At 65.9% G+C, this 18,337-nt stretch carries 12 protein-coding genes; 2 read left to right on the top strand and 10 right to left on the bottom strand.

Translation table 11 applies throughout. The annotated features are described in order from the left end of the window. Positions 1 to 3: 3 nt before the first annotated feature. The 3 genes from AC30QB_RS16860 to fba form a co-directional block, all read right to left on the bottom strand. Complete coding sequence (locus AC30QB_RS16860) at positions 4 to 1,107, bottom strand: hypothetical protein (RefSeq protein WP_489547408.1); 1,104 nt, start codon at positions 1,105 to 1,107, stop codon at positions 4 to 6. A 7-nt stretch (positions 1,108 to 1,114) separates the two neighbouring features. Further along, positions 1,115 to 2,020 carry a phosphoribosylaminoimidazolesuccinocarboxamide synthase gene (locus AC30QB_RS16855; RefSeq protein WP_489547407.1) on the bottom strand — a complete coding sequence of 302 codons (906 nt, stop codon included), beginning with the start codon at positions 2,018 to 2,020 and terminating at the stop codon, positions 1,115 to 1,117. Between the two features lie 88 nt (positions 2,021 to 2,108). Then, a complete protein-coding gene (gene fba, locus AC30QB_RS16850; protein ID WP_489547406.1) occupies positions 2,109 to 3,173 on the bottom strand; it encodes a class II fructose-bisphosphate aldolase in 1,065 nt (354 codons plus the stop codon). A 268-nt stretch (positions 3,174 to 3,441) separates the two neighbouring features. On the opposite strand from fba, the gene AC30QB_RS16845 reads away from it, so the two are divergent. Beyond that, positions 3,442 to 4,464 carry an ATP-binding protein gene (locus AC30QB_RS16845; RefSeq protein WP_489547405.1) on the top strand — a complete coding sequence of 341 codons (1,023 nt, stop codon included), beginning with the start codon at positions 3,442 to 3,444 and terminating at the stop codon, positions 4,462 to 4,464. A 99-nt stretch (positions 4,465 to 4,563) separates the two neighbouring features. On the opposite strand, the gene AC30QB_RS16840 is transcribed toward AC30QB_RS16845, so the two are convergent. Beyond that, a complete protein-coding gene (locus AC30QB_RS16840) occupies positions 4,564 to 5,775 on the bottom strand; it encodes a threonine ammonia-lyase (protein ID WP_489547404.1) in 1,212 nt (403 codons plus the stop codon). A gap of 9 nt (positions 5,776 to 5,784) precedes the next feature. Here AC30QB_RS16840 and AC30QB_RS16835 point away from each other — a divergent pair, with 9 nt between their 5' ends. Next, positions 5,785 to 5,973: a hypothetical protein gene (locus tag AC30QB_RS16835; protein WP_489547403.1), complete on the top strand. Its 189-nt coding sequence runs from the start codon at positions 5,785 to 5,787 to the stop codon at positions 5,971 to 5,973. Positions 5,974 to 6,000: 27 nt separating this feature from the next. Here AC30QB_RS16835 and pyk read toward each other — a convergent pair whose 3' ends face one another. The 6 genes from pyk to AC30QB_RS16805 all read right to left on the bottom strand — a co-directional run bounded on the left by pyk (position 6,001) and on the right by AC30QB_RS16805 (position 18,195). After that, positions 6,001 to 7,431 carry a pyruvate kinase gene (pyk, locus tag AC30QB_RS16830; protein WP_489547402.1) on the bottom strand — a complete coding sequence of 477 codons (1,431 nt, stop codon included), beginning with the start codon at positions 7,429 to 7,431 and terminating at the stop codon, positions 6,001 to 6,003. Between the two features lie 39 nt (positions 7,432 to 7,470). Further along, entirely contained in the window at positions 7,471 to 8,664 is a 1,194-nt protein-coding gene (locus AC30QB_RS16825; protein ID WP_489547401.1) for a phosphoglycerate kinase, read from the bottom strand. 65 nt (positions 8,665 to 8,729) lie between these two features. Further along, on the bottom strand, positions 8,730 to 9,059 hold the full coding sequence (locus AC30QB_RS16820) for an AzlD domain-containing protein (RefSeq protein ID WP_489547400.1): 330 nt from the start codon (positions 9,057 to 9,059) through the stop codon (positions 8,730 to 8,732). Next, positions 9,056 to 9,784, bottom strand: a complete 729-nt coding sequence (locus tag AC30QB_RS16815; protein WP_489547399.1) for an AzlC family ABC transporter permease — start codon at positions 9,782 to 9,784, stop codon at positions 9,056 to 9,058. Before AC30QB_RS16815 ends, AC30QB_RS16820 begins: the two co-directional genes overlap by 4 nt. Before the next feature lie 36 nt (positions 9,785 to 9,820). Continuing rightward, a complete protein-coding gene (gene pbpC, locus AC30QB_RS16810) occupies positions 9,821 to 12,286 on the bottom strand; it encodes a penicillin-binding protein 1C (RefSeq protein ID WP_489547398.1) in 2,466 nt (821 codons plus the stop codon). Beyond that, positions 12,283 to 18,195 (bottom strand): alpha-2-macroglobulin, encoded by a 5,913-nt coding sequence (locus AC30QB_RS16805; protein ID WP_489547397.1) that lies wholly within the window; start codon positions 18,193 to 18,195, stop codon positions 12,283 to 12,285. The genes pbpC and AC30QB_RS16805 overlap by 4 nt, the downstream gene beginning before the upstream one ends. Positions 18,196 to 18,337: the final 142 nt, after the last annotated feature.

The following is an 18,337-nucleotide window of genomic DNA, read 5'->3' as shown; positions in this document are numbered from 1 at the left end:
GGCTCAGGTGCGCAACTTGGCGGTCAGCTTGTCCATCAAGGACACCGCCAGCGCCTGATCTCGCTCATGGGCGCGCCAGTCGATCGCGGCCTGGTCGCGGTGGCGGGCGGCTGTGTCGGCCTGCCCCACCTGCGCAAACACCTGCGCCAGGCGGCTGTGCGCCGCGGCGCGGTCGTCGGCATCGCGGTCATGCCCAGCGGCCATCTGGGCCGCGATCGCATCTTTGAGCGCTTGCTCTGTCTGTCCGAGTTGCAAACGGCACCACGCCAGGTCTGCCCCCAGAAATGCGCGCATGCGGTCCAGGCCCTGCAACAGGCCATCGCTGAAATGCGCTTCATACAAGGCCACCGCCTCGGCCCAGCGGCCTTGCAGGGATCTGACTTGCGCACGCAGCAGAGGCACCAGCGCGTTGAGCGAGATGGCGCCCAGCAAGGCATCGTAGTTGCCGGTGGAATCGATGCCCAGCATCGCGCGGCGCGTGACCTCGGGATCTTGTGCACCACACAGCAGCGCCTGGCGTGACTGGTTGGCCAGCAGGCCGGCCATGTTGTGCATCACCGCGCTCAGCATGGCCCCGTCCCCTTCGGCATTGGCATGCTGGCGCGTCTTGGCGTACCACGGCTGCGCGCTGTCGAAACGACCCCCGAAGTGATAAGCCTGCGCCACCACCAAGCAAGCGCGCGCACGAGCACCGTGGTGTTCGGGCTCGGCGCACAGCAGCGCCTCGCCCACATGGCGCGCCATGGCATCGAGGTCGTGGTTCACATAGTCCAGCTGCGCCAGCCAGGCCGCTGACAGCGCATGCAGCCGCTTCTCGCGCGCCGCAGCGCTCAGCGCATAGGCACGGCTCATTTTGTCCCGCGCCCCGCGGTTGAGATCGCTGAAATAGCTCACCAGACCCTCGGCCAGGCTGAGCCACGCGTTCACGGCTGGGTGAGGCCGCACGGCGTATTGCGCTTGCAACGCCGACACGATGGTCTTCGCCTCTGCGAGTTGGCCCTCGCGCGCCAGCACGCCAGCCCGCTCGGCGCGCAGACAGTCGGCCTGCACCACCGAATCTGCTGCGGAAATGGCCGCATCCAGCTGGCTCAACAGACGCGATTTCATGGCAGCTTCAGGCCGTGAGCCGTTGCAGGGCTTCGCGGTACTTGGCCGCCGTATTGGCCACCACCTCGGCCGGCAGGGCGGGCGCGGGCGCCTGCTTGTTCCAGGGCTGGTCGTTCACACGCGCTTGCTCCAGCCAGTCGCGCACGAACTGCTTGTCGTAGCTGGGGGGGTTGCGGCCTTGTTGGTACGCCGCCTCATAGCCTTCCACCGGCCAGAAGCGTGACGAATCAGGCGTCAGCACCTCGTCCATCAGCGTGAGCGTGCCGTCAGCGTCGAGGCCGAACTCGAACTTGGTGTGGGCAATGATGATGCCCTTGGCCAGCGCGATTTCAGCCGCCGTGGTGTAGAGCTTGATCGCCGTGCTGCGCACCCGCTCGGCGAGGTCGGCGCCTATGGCCTGCTGCATGCGCTCGAATGAAATGTTTTCGTCGTGATCACCCATCTCGGCCTTGGTGGCCGGGGTAAAGATGGGCTCGGGCAGCTTGCTCGCGTTCTTCAAGCCGGCGGGCAGCTTCACGCCGCAAACCGATTGGCTCACCTGGTACTCGGCCCAACCGCTGCCAGCGAGATAGCCGCGCACCACAGCCTCGATGGGCAAAGGCTTGAGGCGCTTCACGAGCATGGAGCGACCACGCACCTGCTCGCGCTCGGTGGCGCTGACCACAGAGGTGGGGTCGTCGCCGGTCAAGTGGTTGGGCACGATGCCTTGCAGATGCGCAAACCAGAACAAGGCCATCTCGGTCAGCAAGGCGCCCTTGCCCGGGATGGGCTCGCCCATGATCACGTCGAAGGCGCTGAGCCGGTCGCTCGCCACCATCAGGATGCGGTCATCGCCCACCGCGTAGTTGTCGCGCACCTTGCCGCGCGCGAGCAGCGGCAGGGAGGTCAAAGAGGAGTTGAGTAGTTCGTTCATGGTGGTCAATCAGCCCGGTGCCCAGCCGCCCGAAGCCGGGCTGCGCCCCCTCGGGGGCAGGAGCGAAGCGACGTGGGGCTTGTCATCCTTAGACGACAGTCTGCGCGAGCTCACCCTTTGCGTAACGCTGCGCCACCTGCACCAGGCTTTGTGCCTTGATCTTGCTGGCCTGGCCTTCGCAGTTGAACTCGATGTAGCGCTGCTTGCAGACGGCCTTGGCGGCTTCGCGGGCGGGCTTGAGCCACTCGCGCGCGTCGAACTTGTCGGGGTTCTCGGCCAGGAACTTGCGCACCGCGCCGGTCATCGCGAGGCGAATATCGGTGTCGATGTTGATCTTGCGCACACCGAACTTGATGGCTTCCTGTATCTCTTCGATCGGCACGCCGTAAGTCTCTTTGATCTTGCCGCCGTACTGGTTGATGATGGCCAGCAGCTCAGCAGGCACCGATGACGAGCCGTGCATCACCAGATGTGTGTTGGGAATGCGCTTGTGGATTTCTTTCACACGCGAGATCGCCAAAATGTCGCCCGTGGGCTTGCGCGAAAACTTGTAGGCGCCGTGGCTGGTGCCGATGGCGATGGCCAGCGCGTCGAGCTGGGTCTCGCGCACGAACACCGCAGCTTCTTCGGGGTCGGTCAGCATCTGGCTGTGGTCCAGCTTGCCTTCAGCGCCGATGCCGTCTTCTTCACCAGCTTCGCCGGTTTCCAGGTTGCCCAGGCAGCCGAGCTCGCCTTCCACGGTCACGCCGACCTTGTGTGCCAGCTGCACCACCTTGCGGGTGACCTCAACGTTGTAGGCGAAGTCGGCGGGCGTCTTACCGTCTTCCCTCAGCGAGCCGTCCATCATCACCGAGCCAAAGCCCAGGTCGATGGCGCCCTGGCAGATGGCGGGCGTCTGGCCGTGGTCTTGGTGCATGACCAGCGGAATGTGCGGGTAGGCCTCGACGGCGGCCTGGATCAGGTGCTTGATGAACGCCTCGCCCGCGTATTTGCGTGCGCCGGCGCTGGCCTGCAGGATCACCGGGGCGCCGGCTTCATCGGCGGCCTGCATCACGGCTTGCACCTGCTCCAGGTTGTTGACGTTGAAGGCGGGGATGCCGTAGCCATTTTCAGCGGCGTGGTCGAGCAGCTGGCGCATTGAGACGAGAGGCATGGTCGAGTCCGGGAAGTGATGAAACGGGTGCGCCGGGCGGTGCGCTTGCACGCCGGCCAGGGCGGCATGAAACCGCGCTGAAACTGTTGCGATTGTAGCGACGACGCCCCGTGAAAACCCTCCTACAGCCAGCGTCTCCCGCGTCTGGGGGGCAGGTTCGTCCCTCTGGGGGTCAGCTCAATTGGGCGGTGAAAGCATCGCTTATCGGCCTCCAGTCAAGCACCCTCCGGCCGACACTGAATGCCTACCTGACGACCGGGCAACCGCCATGGCACGACTCGACTTCAACGCGCTGACCCTGCACATCACCACTGCCGCCGTGCAGCACCCGCTAACCCTGGCCCAGCATCTGGCGGAATCGGCTGGCGTGAGCCGCGGCACGGCCCAGAAAGCCTTGCATCGCCTGGTGCAACTGGGCTGGCTGCAGCGCGACGGCTCGGTGCGCCGCCCGCAGTACCGCCCCGGCCTTTTGCGCCAGGTGGTCAAGCGCTACACCCTGGCAGGCCTGCAAGAAGACCTGCCCTGGTTGCGTGATTTCGCCCCTTACTTTGCCCTGCCCAACGAAGTGCAGCGCATGACGCAGCACGCCTTCGGCGAGCTGCTCAACAACGCCATCGACCACAGCGGCGGCACCAGTGTCACCGTGTCGCTGCGCCAGACGCCCAGCCATGTGCAGTTGCTGGTCTCGGACGACGGCTGCGGCATGTTTGACCAGCTCTCGCGCTCCTTCGCGCTAGCCGACCCGACGCTTGCCATGCTGGAGCTGAGCAAAGGCAAGCTCACCAGCCAGCCCACACGCCACGCCGGGCGCGGCCTTTTCTTCACCTCGCGCCTGGCCGATGTATTCGACCTGCACGCCAATGACACAGCCTTTCAGCACCGCCACTGGGAAGGCAATGGCTGGCGGCCCGGCCGCGCGTTGAAGCACCAGGGCACCTCGGTCTACGCCGCCATCTCGCTGGACACCCCTCGCACGCTGGAGTCGGTGCTGCACGCCCACAGCCTGAGCGGTGAGGGCTACGGTTTCGAGCGCACCGTGGTGCCGCTGCGCTTGATGGCTTCGCCGTTGGCGGGCCTCGATTCACGGGCCCAGGCGCGGCGTGCAGCCGCTCGCCTGAATGCCTTCCGCCGCGCGGAGATGGATTTCGACGGCATAGACGCCATCGGCCACAGCTTTGCCGACGAGCTGTTCCGCGTGATGTCACCGGAGCTGGGTGATCTTGACCTGGTGCCGATGAACATGTCGCCGGCTGTCGCGGCCATGGTCAAGAGCGTGCGCAACGAGGTCTGAGCAAGCGCGCGGGGTTCACCACCAGCGCCGGGCCGCTCTCAAGCCGGCTCGCATCCAATTGGGGATCGGTTGGCGTACCCGCCAACCGACGGGTTGTCATCAGCCTATGCGTTCGGCGTGATACCCGGCCGCGCGCATGGAGACAAGAATCTCCTCGATGTGCTCCACGCCCCGCGTGTGCACCACCACTTCAATTTGAACCCGCTCCACCGACACCGAACTGAAAGCGCGCTGGTGCTGCACCTCGTCGATGTTGGCGCCCAGCTTGCCCAGCCGCGTGGCCACATCGGCCAGCGCGCCGGGCACGTCACGCACGTCCAGCCGCAGCCGGGCCAGGCGGCCTGACTTGACCATGCCACGCTCGATGATCTCGGCCAGCACCAGCGGGTCGATGTTGCCGCCGCACAAGATGAGCCCCACCTTGCGGCCCTTGAAGCGATCGCGGTGCTTCACCAGCGCCGCCAAGCCCACCGCGCCCGCGCCCTCGACCACCGTCTTCTCGATCTCCAACAACATGACGATGGCCTGCTCGATGTCGTCTTCGCCAACCAGCACCACGTCGTCCACACGCTGGTGGATCAAGGGCAACGTGAACGCGCCAGGCGCCTTCACCCCAATGCCGTCAGCGATGGTCGCCTGCTGCACCTCCAGGCTCCCGCCATGCTTGGCATTCCAGGCGGCGGGAAAGCGCTCGGTCTGCACGCCAATCACCTGTATGCCTGGCTTGAGCGCACGCGCCGCGGTGGCCACGCCACCGATCAGGCCCCCGCCGCCAATCGCCACCACCAGCGTGTCGAGCGAGGGCTGCTGCGCCAGCATCTCCAGGCCGATGGTGCCCTGCCCCGCCACCACGGCAGGGTCGTCGAAGGGGTGGATCATCGTGAGGTTGCGCTCGCGGGCGAGCAGCAAACCCTGTGCCCGCGCGTCGTCGAAGGTGTCGCCGTGCAACACCACCTCGGCACCGAAGCCGCGCGTGTTGGCCACCTTGACCGACGACGCAAAACGCGGCATCACGATGGTCGCCGGAATGCCCAGCCGCTGCGCGTGGTAGGCCACGCCTTGCGCATGGTTGCCGGCCGAGACGGCGAGCACGCCGCGCTTGCGCTCTTCGTCGGTCAGCTGCGCGATCTTGTTGAGCGCGCCCCGCTCTTTGAACGAAGCAGTGAACTGCAGGTTCTCGAACTTGAGAAAGACCTCGCAGCCGACCAACGCACTCAGGGTGCGCGAAGGCAGGCATGGGGTTTCGAGCACATGGCCGTGCAGCCGTTGTGCGGCCGCGCGTATGTCGTCAAGGGTGAAGGAGGTGTCCATGCGCAGATTGTGGCCTCGCCCACGAAACCTTTGGCGCTCGTGGTGCCGGCCGATGTGGCCGGCGAGATGCGCATGCGCTACGGGCGCACAGAAGGGGTGGTGAGCGAAAGCTCCAACCACAAGCTCACGCCCAACACCACGCTGCGCCAGAAGCTCTCTTTCTCGGCGACCTCTGCGTTCTTGGCGCCTCCGGGGTAAAACCTGTTCGCGTCGAACCGATCTGGTTCACCCCACCAAACAGACTTTGAGCATGTTGGTGCCGCCTGGGTATCCCATGGGCTCGCCGCAGGTGATGGCGTAGGTGTCGCCGGGCTTCAAGATGCCGTTGCTCACCAGCAGCGCTTCGGCATGCTTGAGCGCTTCGTCGCGGTCGCTGAAGTTGGGCATCAAGAGCGGGCGCACATTGCGGTACAGCGCCATGCGCCGTTGGCTGGCAACCTGCGAAGTCAAGCCGAAGATCGGCACGTGGATCCTGTGCCGGCTCATCCACAGTGCGGTCGAGCCCGATTCGGTGAGCGCGAGGATGGCCTTGCAGCCCAGGTGATAGGCGGTGAACAGCGCACCCATCGCGATCGACTGGTCGATGCGGCCGAACTTCTTGTTGGTGAAGGTCGCATCCAGTGCGATCTCTTCGGCCGCCTCGGCTTCAACGCAGATGCTGGCCATCATCTCCACCGTCTCGATCGGGTACTTGCCAGCGGCAGTTTCAGCGCTGAGCATCACGGCATCGGTGCCATCGAGCACTGCATTGGCCACGTCGCTCACCTCGGCGCGCGTGGGCACCGGGTTGACGATCATCGACTCCATCATCTGAGTGGCCGTAATGACCACGCGGTCCATCTCGCGTGCCATCTTGATCATGCGTTTTTGCAACGCCGGCACGGCCGCGTTGCCCACTTCTACCGCCAGGTCACCGCGCGCCACCATGATGCCGTCGCTGGCGCGGATGATGGATTCGAGCGCAGGAATCGCCTCGCTGCGCTCGATCTTGGCGATCAGCGCCGGCTTGTGCCGCCAGGGCTCGCCGGCCACGTTGGCCAGCTGGCGCGCCATTTCCATGTCGGTCGAGTTTTTGGGGAAGCTCACCGCCAGGTACTCGCACTGAAAGCTCATGGCGGTCTTGATGTCCTCCATGTCTTTGGCGGTGAGTGCCGGTGCAGTGAGCCCGCCACCGGCCTTGTTGATGCCCTTGTTGTTGGACAGCTCGCCGCCGATCACGACGGTGGTGTGCACCTCTGCACCCTTGACCGCGTCGACGGTGAGCTTGAGCAGGCCATCGTTCAACAGCAGTGTGTCGCCGGGTCGCACGTCGCGCGGCAGCTCTTTGTAGTCGAGGCCCACGCGCTCGTTGGTGCCCAGCTCTTTGGTGGCGCCATCGAGGATGAATTTTTGCCCGGCTTCGATGATGGTCTTGCCGCCTTCAAACTTGCCGACGCGAATTTTCGGGCCTTGCAGGTCGGCCATGATGGCCACCTCATGACCCACCGATTTGGCCACTTCACGCACCAGCAGTGCACGGTCGATGTGGTCTTGCGCTGTGCCATGAGAGAAGTTGAGCCGCACCACATCAACCCCCGCGCGGATCATCTTCGCGAGCACCTCCGGTGAGCTGGAGGCGGGGCCGAGGGTGGCAACGATCTTGGTGGCGCGGGGCATGGTGAATCTCCGTTCTGGTCTTGTTGTGAGGCGAGGGTATCAGCCGTTGGCGCGCTTTTGCAGGATCTCGAAGGCCGGCAGGGTCTTGCCTTCCAGCACCTCAAGAAACGCCCCGCCGCCGGTGGAGATGTAGCCCACCTTTTTCTCGATTCCGTACTTGGCAATCGCCGCGAGCGTGTCACCGCCGCCGGCGATGCTGAAGGCGCTCGACTCGGCGATGGCGCGCGCCAGGGTTTCGGTGCCGTGGGCGAACGCATCGAACTCAAACACACCGACCGGGCCGTTCCAGACGATGGTGCCGGCCTTCTTCAGCTGCTCGGCCAGCATGGCGGCGGTCTTGGGGCCGATGTCGAGAATGAGGTCGTCTTCGGTCACATCGGCCGAGGCCTTGACGGTGGCAGGCGCATCGGCCGCAAACTTCTTGGCCGTGACCACGTCAACCGGAATCGGCACCGCGGCGCCGCGCGCCTTCATGGCCTCGATCACGGCCTTGGCCTGGTCCACCAGGTCGGCTTCGGCCAGCGACTTGCCAATAGGCAGGCCCGCGGCCAGCAAGAAGGTGTTGGCAATGCCGCCACCGACGATGAGCTGGTCGACGTTCTTCGCCAGCGATTGCAAGATGGTCAGCTTGGTGCTGACCTTGCTGCCCGCCACGATGGCGACCAGCGGGCGCTTGGGGTTGGCCAGCGCCTTGGTGATCGCGTCGATCTCGGCGGCCAGCAGCGGGCCGGCACAGGCGATCTTGGCGAACTGGGCGATGCCGTAAGTAGAGGCTTCGGCGCGGTGCGCGGTGCCGAAGGCGTCGTGCACGAAGATGTCGCACAGCGCGGCCATCTTCTTGGCCAGTTCTTCGTTGTTCTTCTTCTCGCCCTTGTTGACGCGGCAGTTTTCCAGCATCACGAGCGAGCCCGGTGCGACCGTCACGCCATCGACCCAGTTGGCAATGACCGGGATCTCTCGCCCCATCAGCTCGCCCATGCGCTTGGCCACAGGGGCCAGCGAATCTTCAGGCTTGAACTCGCCCTCGGTCGGGCGGCCCAGGTGCGAGGTGACCATCACGGCGGCGCCGGCGTTCAAAGCCAACTCGATGCAGGGAATGGAGGCGCGAATGCGCGTGTCTTCGGTGATCTGGCCGGCGTCGGTGAGCGGCACGTTGAGGTCGGCGCGTATGAACACGCGTTGGCCCTTTGCCTTGCCTTGCGCGGCGATGTCTTCAAAACGGATGACGTTCATGGTGAGCAACAAGTGAAGAGAAATCTGAGCCTGCTATTGGACACCAGCCGGACACCCGCCGACCGCTACCAGCCCAGGCCGAGCTTGAGCGGAATGAGCACAACCATGCCGCTGACGATGGTGCCCAGAATGCCGCCGCGCCAGAAATAGTAGGCCGTGGCCACCGCTACCGCGTAGAGCCGCGCGTCTTGCCAGGTGGCGATGAGCTGGCCTTGCGCCATCACGACTTCGGGCACCACCACCGCAGCCAGCGCGGCCAACGGCGCGTAGCGCAGGCCACGCTTGAGCCAATCGGGCAAGGCCACCTCGCGCTCGGGGATCAGGAAGAAGGCGCGCGTCATTACCGTGATGACCGCCAGGCCCGAGATGACGATGAAGGCGTAAAGGTTGCTCATGCGACACCTCGCAAGCGCCGGCCTGCGCCGCCAGTGCCATCCATCAACAAGCCGATGCAAACCGCCGCCGCGATCGCCACCACGATGTGCAGACGCAGCGGCAGCGCAAAGGCGGCCACCGCCGCGGCACCGGCCACGATGGCCGCGGTCGCCGTGGCGCGGTCGGAAACCAGCGAGTAGGTGAGGCCGAGCAGCGCCAACACGCCGGCAAAGCCCAGGCCCCAGTGGGTGGGGATCACGTCGGCCAGCACGATGCCCAGCACCGCCGGCAGCTGCCAGCTCAACCAATTGGCACTCGACGCACCGACGAAGTATTCGACCTGGCCGTCGTCATCGCGCGGCTCGGGAAAGCGCCGCATGAAGAGCACGTAGGTGAGGTCGCCGCTGACGTAGCCCAGCAGCATGCGCTGGCGCCGCGGGTAGCGCATGAAGTACGGCCGCCACTGGGCGCTGAAGATCACGAAGCGCAGGTTGATGCACAGCGCCGTGGCCCAGATCACCCACGCCGGTGTGCCCACCGTCATCAGCGGAATGGCGGCGAGCTGCGCGCTGCCGGCGAACACGGTGAAGGTCATCAGCAACGCGAACGGCACCGACAAGCCACCCTTGACCATCGCCACCCCGGTGACGAGGCCCCAGGCCGCAATGCCCAGGCTGACCGAGCTCATCTCGCGCGCGCCCACGCGGAATTGCGGGTGGTGCAGCGTGTCTCTAAGGGTCAACATGGGCGCATTCTCGCGCCCCCGAGTTACCACGCAGTTTCAGGGGGCGAACTCGACGCTCACGTCGCGCGTGTCGCTCACGCCCTGTGCGTCGACCACGCTCAAAACATAGCGGCCCGCGGCGGGTGGCGACCAGCTCAAGTCATGGCCGGCCCGGGCCTCGCCGACAAAGGCCGCATCGGCAAACCAATAGAGCGGCCCGGTTTGCGCAGCATTGGCGCGCAGGCTCACCGGCGTGGGCTTGGCGATGCGCATCACGTAATTCGCGCCGCGCAGGGGCGCCACGATCTGCGGGCCGTCACCTGTTGCTGCAGCGTCGGTACGCGCCGCACCGCAGCGCGCCACCGGCGGAATGCGCCGCGGCAAACCGGCTTGGGCAAAGAGCTGCAACATGTCGGTTCCCCAGAACTCGTACACCTCGCTGCGCACGCCGGGCCCTGGTACACAGACTGCACGGCCGGTGCCTTGCTCGATGAAGACCTCGCGGTGCAGGGTGCTCACCTTGATGGGCGACTTGCCGGGGATGAACCAGGTGCTCGCCAGGTCTTTGCAAAGCGCGTTGGGCAGGTCACCGCTGGCCGCGCAGACCTGCACGCGCGACACATTGGCGGGCGTGGGGCGCGCCATCGCGCCAGGGTCCAAGCCTTGGCTGCGCAGGCTGTCGACGATGTTGAAGAACAGCGGTGCGGCGGTCTGCACGCCAACGAAAGCGGCGTTGGACGTGCCGTCGAAGTTGCCCACCCACACCACGAGCGCATAGCGGCCGAAGACACCGGCTGTCCAGGCATCGCGAAAGCCCCAGGAGGTGCCGGTCTTCCACGCGACGGCCGGGAACGCGGGCAGGCCGGTGTCGGGGCGTGGGTTGCGGGTAAGCATGTCCAGGGTGATGAAGGCGGCTTCTTCGCTGAGCAGGCGCGGGCGGGCCGAAGCCGTTCGCCCCGAGGTATCGAAGGGCCTTGCGCTGCCCTTCGATACCTCAGGGCGAACGGTGGTTTGCTCAGCGCGAAGGGTGGTTTGCTCAGGGCGAGCGGTGGTTTGCTCAAGGCTAGCGGTGGTTTGCTCAAGGCTGACGGTGGACTCCTGAGCGCGAACATTGACTTGCGGGTCACGCGCCGTGTACACCAGCGGCGACAGCTCACCCCCATTGGCCAGCATCGCGTACAGCGCGACCAGCTCTTCCATGCTCAGCTCGCCGCCGCCCAGCGTGAGCGCCAGGCCGTAGTGCTGCTCGCTTGCAAGCTTGCTCACACCGGCCTGCTTCAAGAAGCCGTAAAGCGAGGGCTGCGTGAGCCGCGCCGAAACCGACACCGCCGGGATGTTGCGGCTCTTGATCAGCGCCTCTTGCGCGGTGATCGGGCCTTCGAAGCGTCCGTCGAAGTTCTCGGGGCTGTAGGTGCCGAAAGCCGTGGGCGCGTCTTTCAAGATGCTGTGCGGGTGCAGCACGCCCTGGTCCAACCCCAAGCCGTAGATGAAGGGCTTGAGCGTGGAGCCGGGCGAGCGCTTGGCGGTGGTGGCGTTCACCTGGCCGTCGATGGCGTCGTTGAAGTAGTCGGCCGAACCCACCCAGGCCTTGACCTGCATCGTCGACGTGTCGACCAGCAAGGCCGCCGCATTGCGCACGCCCACAGCTTGGCGCCGCTCGATGAACTGCTGAATGGCGCGCTCCACTGCCGCCTGCGTGGGGCCGTGCAGCGACACGGTGGTTTGCGGCTGCGCGGGCAGTTGCGTCAACAGCGTCTGCACCGCATGCGGCGCGGCAAAGGGCAGCTGCTTCACCGAGCGCAGCCGCAGCGGCAAGTCCATCTCGGCCTCGCGTGCCATCGAGGCACTGTGCTGTGCCTGCCAGCGTTGCCACAGCCGCTCGCGCGCGGCTTTCAGCGCCACCGGCCAATCGGTCTCTTTCGCGCCGCGCCGGTTGGGGTTTTGCGGAATGACCGCCAGCGCCAGCGATTCAGGCAGCGTGAGGTGCGCCGCACGCTTGCCGAAGTAGACGAGGCTGGCCGCGCCCACGCCCTCGATGTTGCCGCCGTAGGGCGCGAGGTTGAGATAGGCCTCGAGGATGTCGCGCTTGGGGTAGCGCGACTCCAGCCACAGCGCCGCCGCAATCTGCTTCAGCTTGCCTTGGGGCGTGCCACTGTCGATGCGATAGAGCCGCCGTGCGAGCTGCATGGTCAGCGTAGAGGCGCCGCGCCGCGTGCCGCCGCTGTAGCTCGTCCACGCGCCACGCGCCAGGCTCACCGGGTTGACGCCGGGGTGCCAGTGGAACCAGCGGTCTTCGTACAGCTGCACCGCCTCGACCAGGCGCGGCTCAATTTCGTTGAGCGGCGTCCACACGCGGTACTGCTCGTCGGCCGCCAGCGTCACGCGCAGCAGCGCGCCCTCGCTGCTGTAGAAGGCGCGCGAAGTTGGCGCCTGCTGCGAGAGCGGCGCGGCAGGCCACAGGCGCAGTGCGAGCAGGCACAGCACCACAGCCCCCACGACAATGCCGACGACCTTGAGCTTCACTTCGCGGTGGCTCCCGTGACGCTGATGCGGCCCGCCAGCGAACGCGCCTGCTTGTCACGCTCATACATGGACTCGGCATAGGCCGGCGGCACCGTGAACTCGCCGGTGTTGGTGGCGCGCAGCTTGTAGCTGTAGGCCTGCACGCTGGTCGTAGCGCTGCTGTAGATCACCACGCGCTCTTCGCGCACGTCGGCGTATTCGAGCGAAGGGCCATTCACCGTGCTGGCGGAGCCATTGGCGTCGCGGCTCTGCACCACCTCGAAGCCGCCGGGCAGCAGGTCGGTCAAGGCCACGCTGCCCACACTACCGCCGATGGCGCGCAAGCTCAGGCGCACCGTCACTTCGTCGCCCAGCTTGACGGAGGTGACGGGCTTGCCATCGACGCCCATGTACTCGCGCAGCACCTCCAGGCCCGCCTTCAGCTCCTGCGTGGGCGGCGTGCGGTCGAAGCCGCTTTGCGCGGCGCTGTAGTAGGTGGTGTTACGCGCTTCGTTGGCGAGCTTGAGCTTGACCGTGCCCGGCTGGATGGCCGCACGCGGCAACAGGTTGGCCGGCAGCGCGAGCTCGGTGGGCTTGCCCTTCGCATCGAGCTGCGTCACCGACAGCTTGCCCAGCGCATCAGCCCCCAGCGTGCGGGCCATCGCCTCGAAGGCCAGGATGGTGTAGGCCGACGACAGCGTGTTGAACGAGCCGTTGGCCAGCGGCGCCACGAAGCGGTTCATGGTCTGCGGCGAGAGCGCCTTCAGCCGCGCGGGGAAGTGGCGTGCGATGAGGTACAGCGTTTGCGCATCGCGCACCACCGGGTCGTAGTAAGGCCACCAGCGGTAGGGCGCGTTGTCTTTCTCGGTGGCGCGGGCCAGGCCATCCATCAGCTCGGCAGCGGGCTTGTCTTGCTTGAGCAGCTGGTAGGTGGCGGCGAGGTAGGCCGCGGTTGAGTCGGCCTGCCATTCCTTGGCGTGCTTGGCCTCCAGCGTTTCGCGCAGGCTGGCCACCAGCGGCGTGGTGACAGCGCCGTTTCGGGTGAGCAGGTAGATGGCGTAGGCACGCGTGCGGGCCGCGCCCAGGTCGCTCGGGTTGCTGGCGGCGAGCGCTTGCGCGTAGTCAAGCCCGCGGCGCAATACGTCGGGCGGCACGCTCACGCCAGGGATCTCCAGCTCGCGAGCTTCGAGCAGCATGTGCACGGCGTAGATGGACGCGAACTCGTCGGCTTGCACTGAGGCGCTCCACAAACCGAAGCCGCCTTGCGCGTTTTGCCGCGAGCGCAACACGCGCATCGCTTCATCAAAACCCTTGGCGGCCGACTGCGGCGTGCTGACACCGAACTCCGGCCGCTTGGCCAGCACCAGGCCCGGCAGCACGCGGCTCACCAGCTGCTCGGTGCATTGGTGCGGGAAGTTGTCGAGGTAGCTCATCAGGCCTGGCGCCAGCGCGAGCGGCAGGGCCGAGACAGCAATCTCTTGCTTGCGGAACTCGGGCAGCAGGTCACGCGGCACCGCCACTTCGGTGGAGCCGGTGAAGCTGCCGAGTGCGAGCGTGGTGGCGCGCGGCGTGGCGGGGCGCACGCTGATGTCCATGCGGCGCGTGGCCGCTTTCGTTCCTGTGGCAGCGCTCATCGAGCTCGTGAACTCCAGCGTCGCCGAGCCCAGGCTGGCGGTCTGCGCGTCTTTCACCTTCAGGCGGAAGCTGGCCACGGCCTCACGCATGGGGCTGATCTTGAGCGTCTGGCTCGCCGGCCCGACGATCTCGAAGGTGGAAGCGGGCTTCAACACCAGTTGCACCGGCGAATCCTTGGCCGAGCCCTCCACGTTGTTGGCCACGCCCACCGACACGTCGAACTGGTCGCCCGGTGAAACGGCCAAAGGAAGGTTGGGCGAGAGCACGAAGTCGCCGCGCACCAGCGCCTTGTCTTGCGCCACACCGACCGCGCCTTCGTTCACCGCCACGGCCATCACGCGTAAGGTGCCGTTGAAATGGTCGGGCACGGTGTAGCTGAATTCCTTGTCGCCATTCACCTCGACGATGCCCGACCAGTACACGGCCGGCGCCTCGCTCTTGCGCTTGAAGGGGTTGAGGAAGCGCCCATTCGCGCTGCCTTCGTCACCACCGGGTGCCGACTGCGCCATCAGGCGCTTGAACTCGGGCAGCAGCAGGTCGAGGATCTGCGAGGTGCGCACTTCCAGCGCGCGCTTCTGGAAGAAGTGGCCCAGCGGGTCGGCCGTCTGGTAGCGCGCCACTTGCAAGATGCCTTCGTCGATGGCAAACACCACCGCCCGCGTGGGCTGCGTGGCGCTGAGCTTCATCTTCAGCACCTGGCCGGGCTTGGTGAGCTCGGGCACGGTGAGCTTGAGCGTTTGCGTGCGCTGGGCGAGGCTGGTGGCGAAGGGTGCCACGCCATAGCTCAACGGGCTCATAAAGATTTCATCCGACGACGGGTCGCGCACAAATTGCACGCTCACATAGCCGTTGCCCTCGAAGTCTTTCGGCAGGCGGATCTTCTGCACCGAGGCGGTGGTCGTCGTCTTGAACCAGGCCTGCGCGTACACCTTGTCGCGCTCGATGGTGATGAGGCCGGCGCCCACGTATGGCGCGCGAATGCTCAGCTCGATCTCTTCGCCCGCCGCGTAGTCCTTCTTGTTGAGCGTGAGTTGCAGCTCGGCGTTGCGCTCCAGCGAGCGCGTCACGTTGCCAGTGCCGGCCACGCTGTAGTCGATGCGGTTCAGCTCCAGGCCACTCGCATCGCGCAACACATAGCTGTAGTTGCCAGCCTTTTTCGTGTCGAGCGTCAGTGCAAAGCCACCGGCCGACAGTGCGAGCGGTTGCTCAGACAGCGTGCTTTCTTTCTTGCGCGACTCATAGCGGTAGGTGTCGTTGGCCTGACGCATCAGCACCGAGACCGTCTTGCGCTCGATCAATTGCAGCGTCAGCTCGGGCGCGGCGATCTTCTTCGCCTGCGGGTCGATGGCAATGAGTTGGCTCACGCGTTTGCTGCCCAGCGACACGAAGCCCAGGTCGCCGTCGTGCTTCACACCCACCATGAAGGGCCGCTCAGACACCAGCGCACTGGTCTCGGCCGACACGCTGCGCCCGCCTTCGGGCTCGAACACTTTCGCCAGCAGGCTCAGGCGATAGGTCGCCTTCTCAAAGCGATTGAGCTTGAGGTCGAACTCGGCGTCGCCGTTCGCATCGGTCTTGCCTTCGGGCAGGTTGTCGTTGGCGCCATCCTTGGCCCGCAGCGGATCGTAGAAGCGGTAGTCGGCGTAGCCGCGGAAGGCCGGCCACACGGGGCTCAGCGACAGCGCCACCTCCACGCGCCGGTTCTCGGCCGGCGTGCCGAAGAGGTTTTGCGCGTTGATGCGGCCCTTCAGGTCTTTCGGGTGCACCCAGCCTTCGCTCGTCGGCGCCGAGAGCTGCGCCGTGACCTTCATGCGGTCGGGCAAGAACTCTTGCACCTTGACGGTGGTCGAGCCGATTTGGCGCTCCACCTTGCCGTCTTTCACGATGTTGAGGTTGACGGTGTAGTTGCCGGTCGGCGAAGTGGCCAGCGTGGCATGGCTCAGCTCGGCAAAGCCGCCAGCGACCAGGCGCAGGCGCTCGCGCTTGACGGTGAGTCCGCGTGCATCTAGCACCTCGGCTTCCAGCGGCAGGCCGGCCAGCGTTTTCGTCCAGTCGGCCGCTTTCACGATCATGCCGATGTGCATGGACTCGCCGGGGCGGTAGATGCCGCGGTCGGAGAAGAGGTAGGCACTCAACTGGTCGCTGGTGCGCGCGTTTTGCAGGCCGCCCACGTCGAAGCGCGACAGGTCGAGGTTGCGGTCGCTGCGGTTGAGCGGCATGAAACTCATGTCGCCGCCCTTGCGCACCATCAGCAGCAGCGGCGCACGCTCGCGCACCAGGCCTTCGAGCTTCTCGAAGTGGGCGCGGCCGTTGGCGTCCGTCGCCTGGTTGAACAGCGTGCTGCCATTCTTGGCGACAACCTCAACGTTGGCACCCGCGACAGGCAGGCCGGTGTAGAGCGACTGCACGAAGACATCGCGCGAGCCATCGGTGGACTGCTTGACGACGATGCCCAGGTCGGTCACCAGCACCAGGCGGCGCTGCTGCAGGCTGCCGGGGTCGACGTTGGACCCGAGCTCGCTGTCGTGGTCGCGCTCGGTGCTGTTTTCGTTGTCACTTGGGTTGTTGCCTTCGTTGTTCTGGGTGTCGGTGCTTTCGGGGACCGGCGCCTCGGCCTTCTTCGGATCGAAGCCCGCGATCTTCAGCAGGAACAAGCCCTTGCGTTGCTCACCGTCTTTGGCCAGGTACTCGGCCAGATCGATGGCTTCGTAATGCGCCTTGCCCGGCGGCAGGTTGCCCAGCTTCACCGTGCGCTCGAAACGGTCGCTCAGGTTGTCGGGGCCGAAGCTGCCCAGAAAGTCGGGGTTGGCGTAATTGCCTTGCGACTGCGACACCAGGTGCTGCAGCTGGTTGGGCTGCACGCGGCCCACTTCGATCTTCAGGCCGGGCAGGTCGCGCACCATCACCGCAAGCTTCTTCTCGCCGCTCATGGGCAGCAGCGCGCCTTCGCTCAAGATACGCAGCTCGGGCGGGTAAGGCGGCATGGTGATGAGGCGCTGCTCGCGGTCGCGCATCAGGTAGCCGCCGAAAGACTTGAACTTCGGCTCGATCTGCACGTAAACCACGCGGCCCACGTCGGCGCGCAGCTTGAAGCTGTGGGCATTGGCGTGGTCGCGCTCGCCGGGCACCAGCGCCAGGGGCAGCTTGGTCGCCGCGGCGAGCACGGTCTCGGTAACTTCTTTGGTGTCAGACCACGGGTAAGGCTCTTCCGTCTGGTCTTCTTTCTTGAGGTTCGGGTTCTGCAGCGGCAGCACCCAGGCCGACACGTTCTTGGCCAGCTCGCGCTCGTGCACCAGCTGCGAGGTATTGATGACCAGCACGTGCTCGGGCTCGAAGCGCTCGTTGGTCACCACCAACGGCTGCACATCTTGAATGCTCAGGCCGTACTGGCCGGGCACGGTGATGGCGCGGGTGAGCTTGGCGTCGCTGCCCTTGCCACCGGCTTGCGCGGCCACGCCCTTGTCGACTGCCATCGTCAACTGCGTGGCCTCTTTCGGCACGGCTAGCTGGGCCGAGTGCACGTAGGCGTTGAGTTTGAGCTTGTCGTAGGTGACCGCAAAGGGCGTGGTTTCACGGCCCACGCCGAGCACGCCTTCTGCCTGAGTGGACAGGCGCAGCTCGACGCGCTTTTCCAGCTCGGCCGGGTTCACCGGGTGGCTGAAGTGCAACTCGAACACGCCTTTCTTGACGGCGGGCGTGAGCGGGTCTTGGTAGAACTCGGCCTTGCGGATCTTGGTGGCGAAGGGCGCGCTGCTGAAGCTGAAGTCGTAAGTTTCAAGCCGCATCTGCGGGGCAAACAGATCACGCGCCAAGCTGCCCTTGAACTCCACGCCCACCGGCCACTCGGCCTTGGGCTCGAAGGCCAGGTGGCGGTCGTCCAGCCACTTCCAGCTGCCGTCCACCGTGGGCGTCAGCGTGATGCCGGTGTCTACGGTTTTCCCCACCGCCGACAGCGGTGCAACGGATTCGTTAAAGCTGACGGTCACCCCTTGCGGCGTGCCGTTGTTGGCGAAATCTGTGAGCGTGGGGCCGCTCACCGAGAGGCTGATCTCTACCGGCTGCGGGCGTGCTTTCCACCAGGCATAGCCGTGGTAGCCGGCCACGCCTGCCGCGATCACGCCGGCGGCGATGGCAGCGCTGAAGCGCGGGTTCCGTTTGACGACGGCCGTGGTGGCGGTCGCCGCTTGCGTGGTGCGCTCACGGCACCAGCGCAGCCAGGGCGGCGCATTCCACACGCCCACCAACATGCCCAGCCACGTGCCCACTTGGCCCCAAACGAGCTTGATCGCTCCCATGTCCGCTCCCTGATGTTGTGCTGGAAATCAGTGGCCCATGCCACGTCAACCGGCGTGCATCTTGCCGGACAAAAAAGCAGCGCTCAGGAAGGCTGTGTGAAGCCGATGTGAAAAGGTGCGCCGTGCAGCGCGCCTCGGATGA

Origin of the sequence: Rhizobacter sp., assembly GCF_046595475.1 — a bacterium.
Classification (GTDB): Bacteria; Pseudomonadota; Gammaproteobacteria; order Burkholderiales; family Burkholderiaceae_C; genus Rhizobacter.
This window is presented reverse-complemented; position numbering and strand designations above follow the sequence as displayed.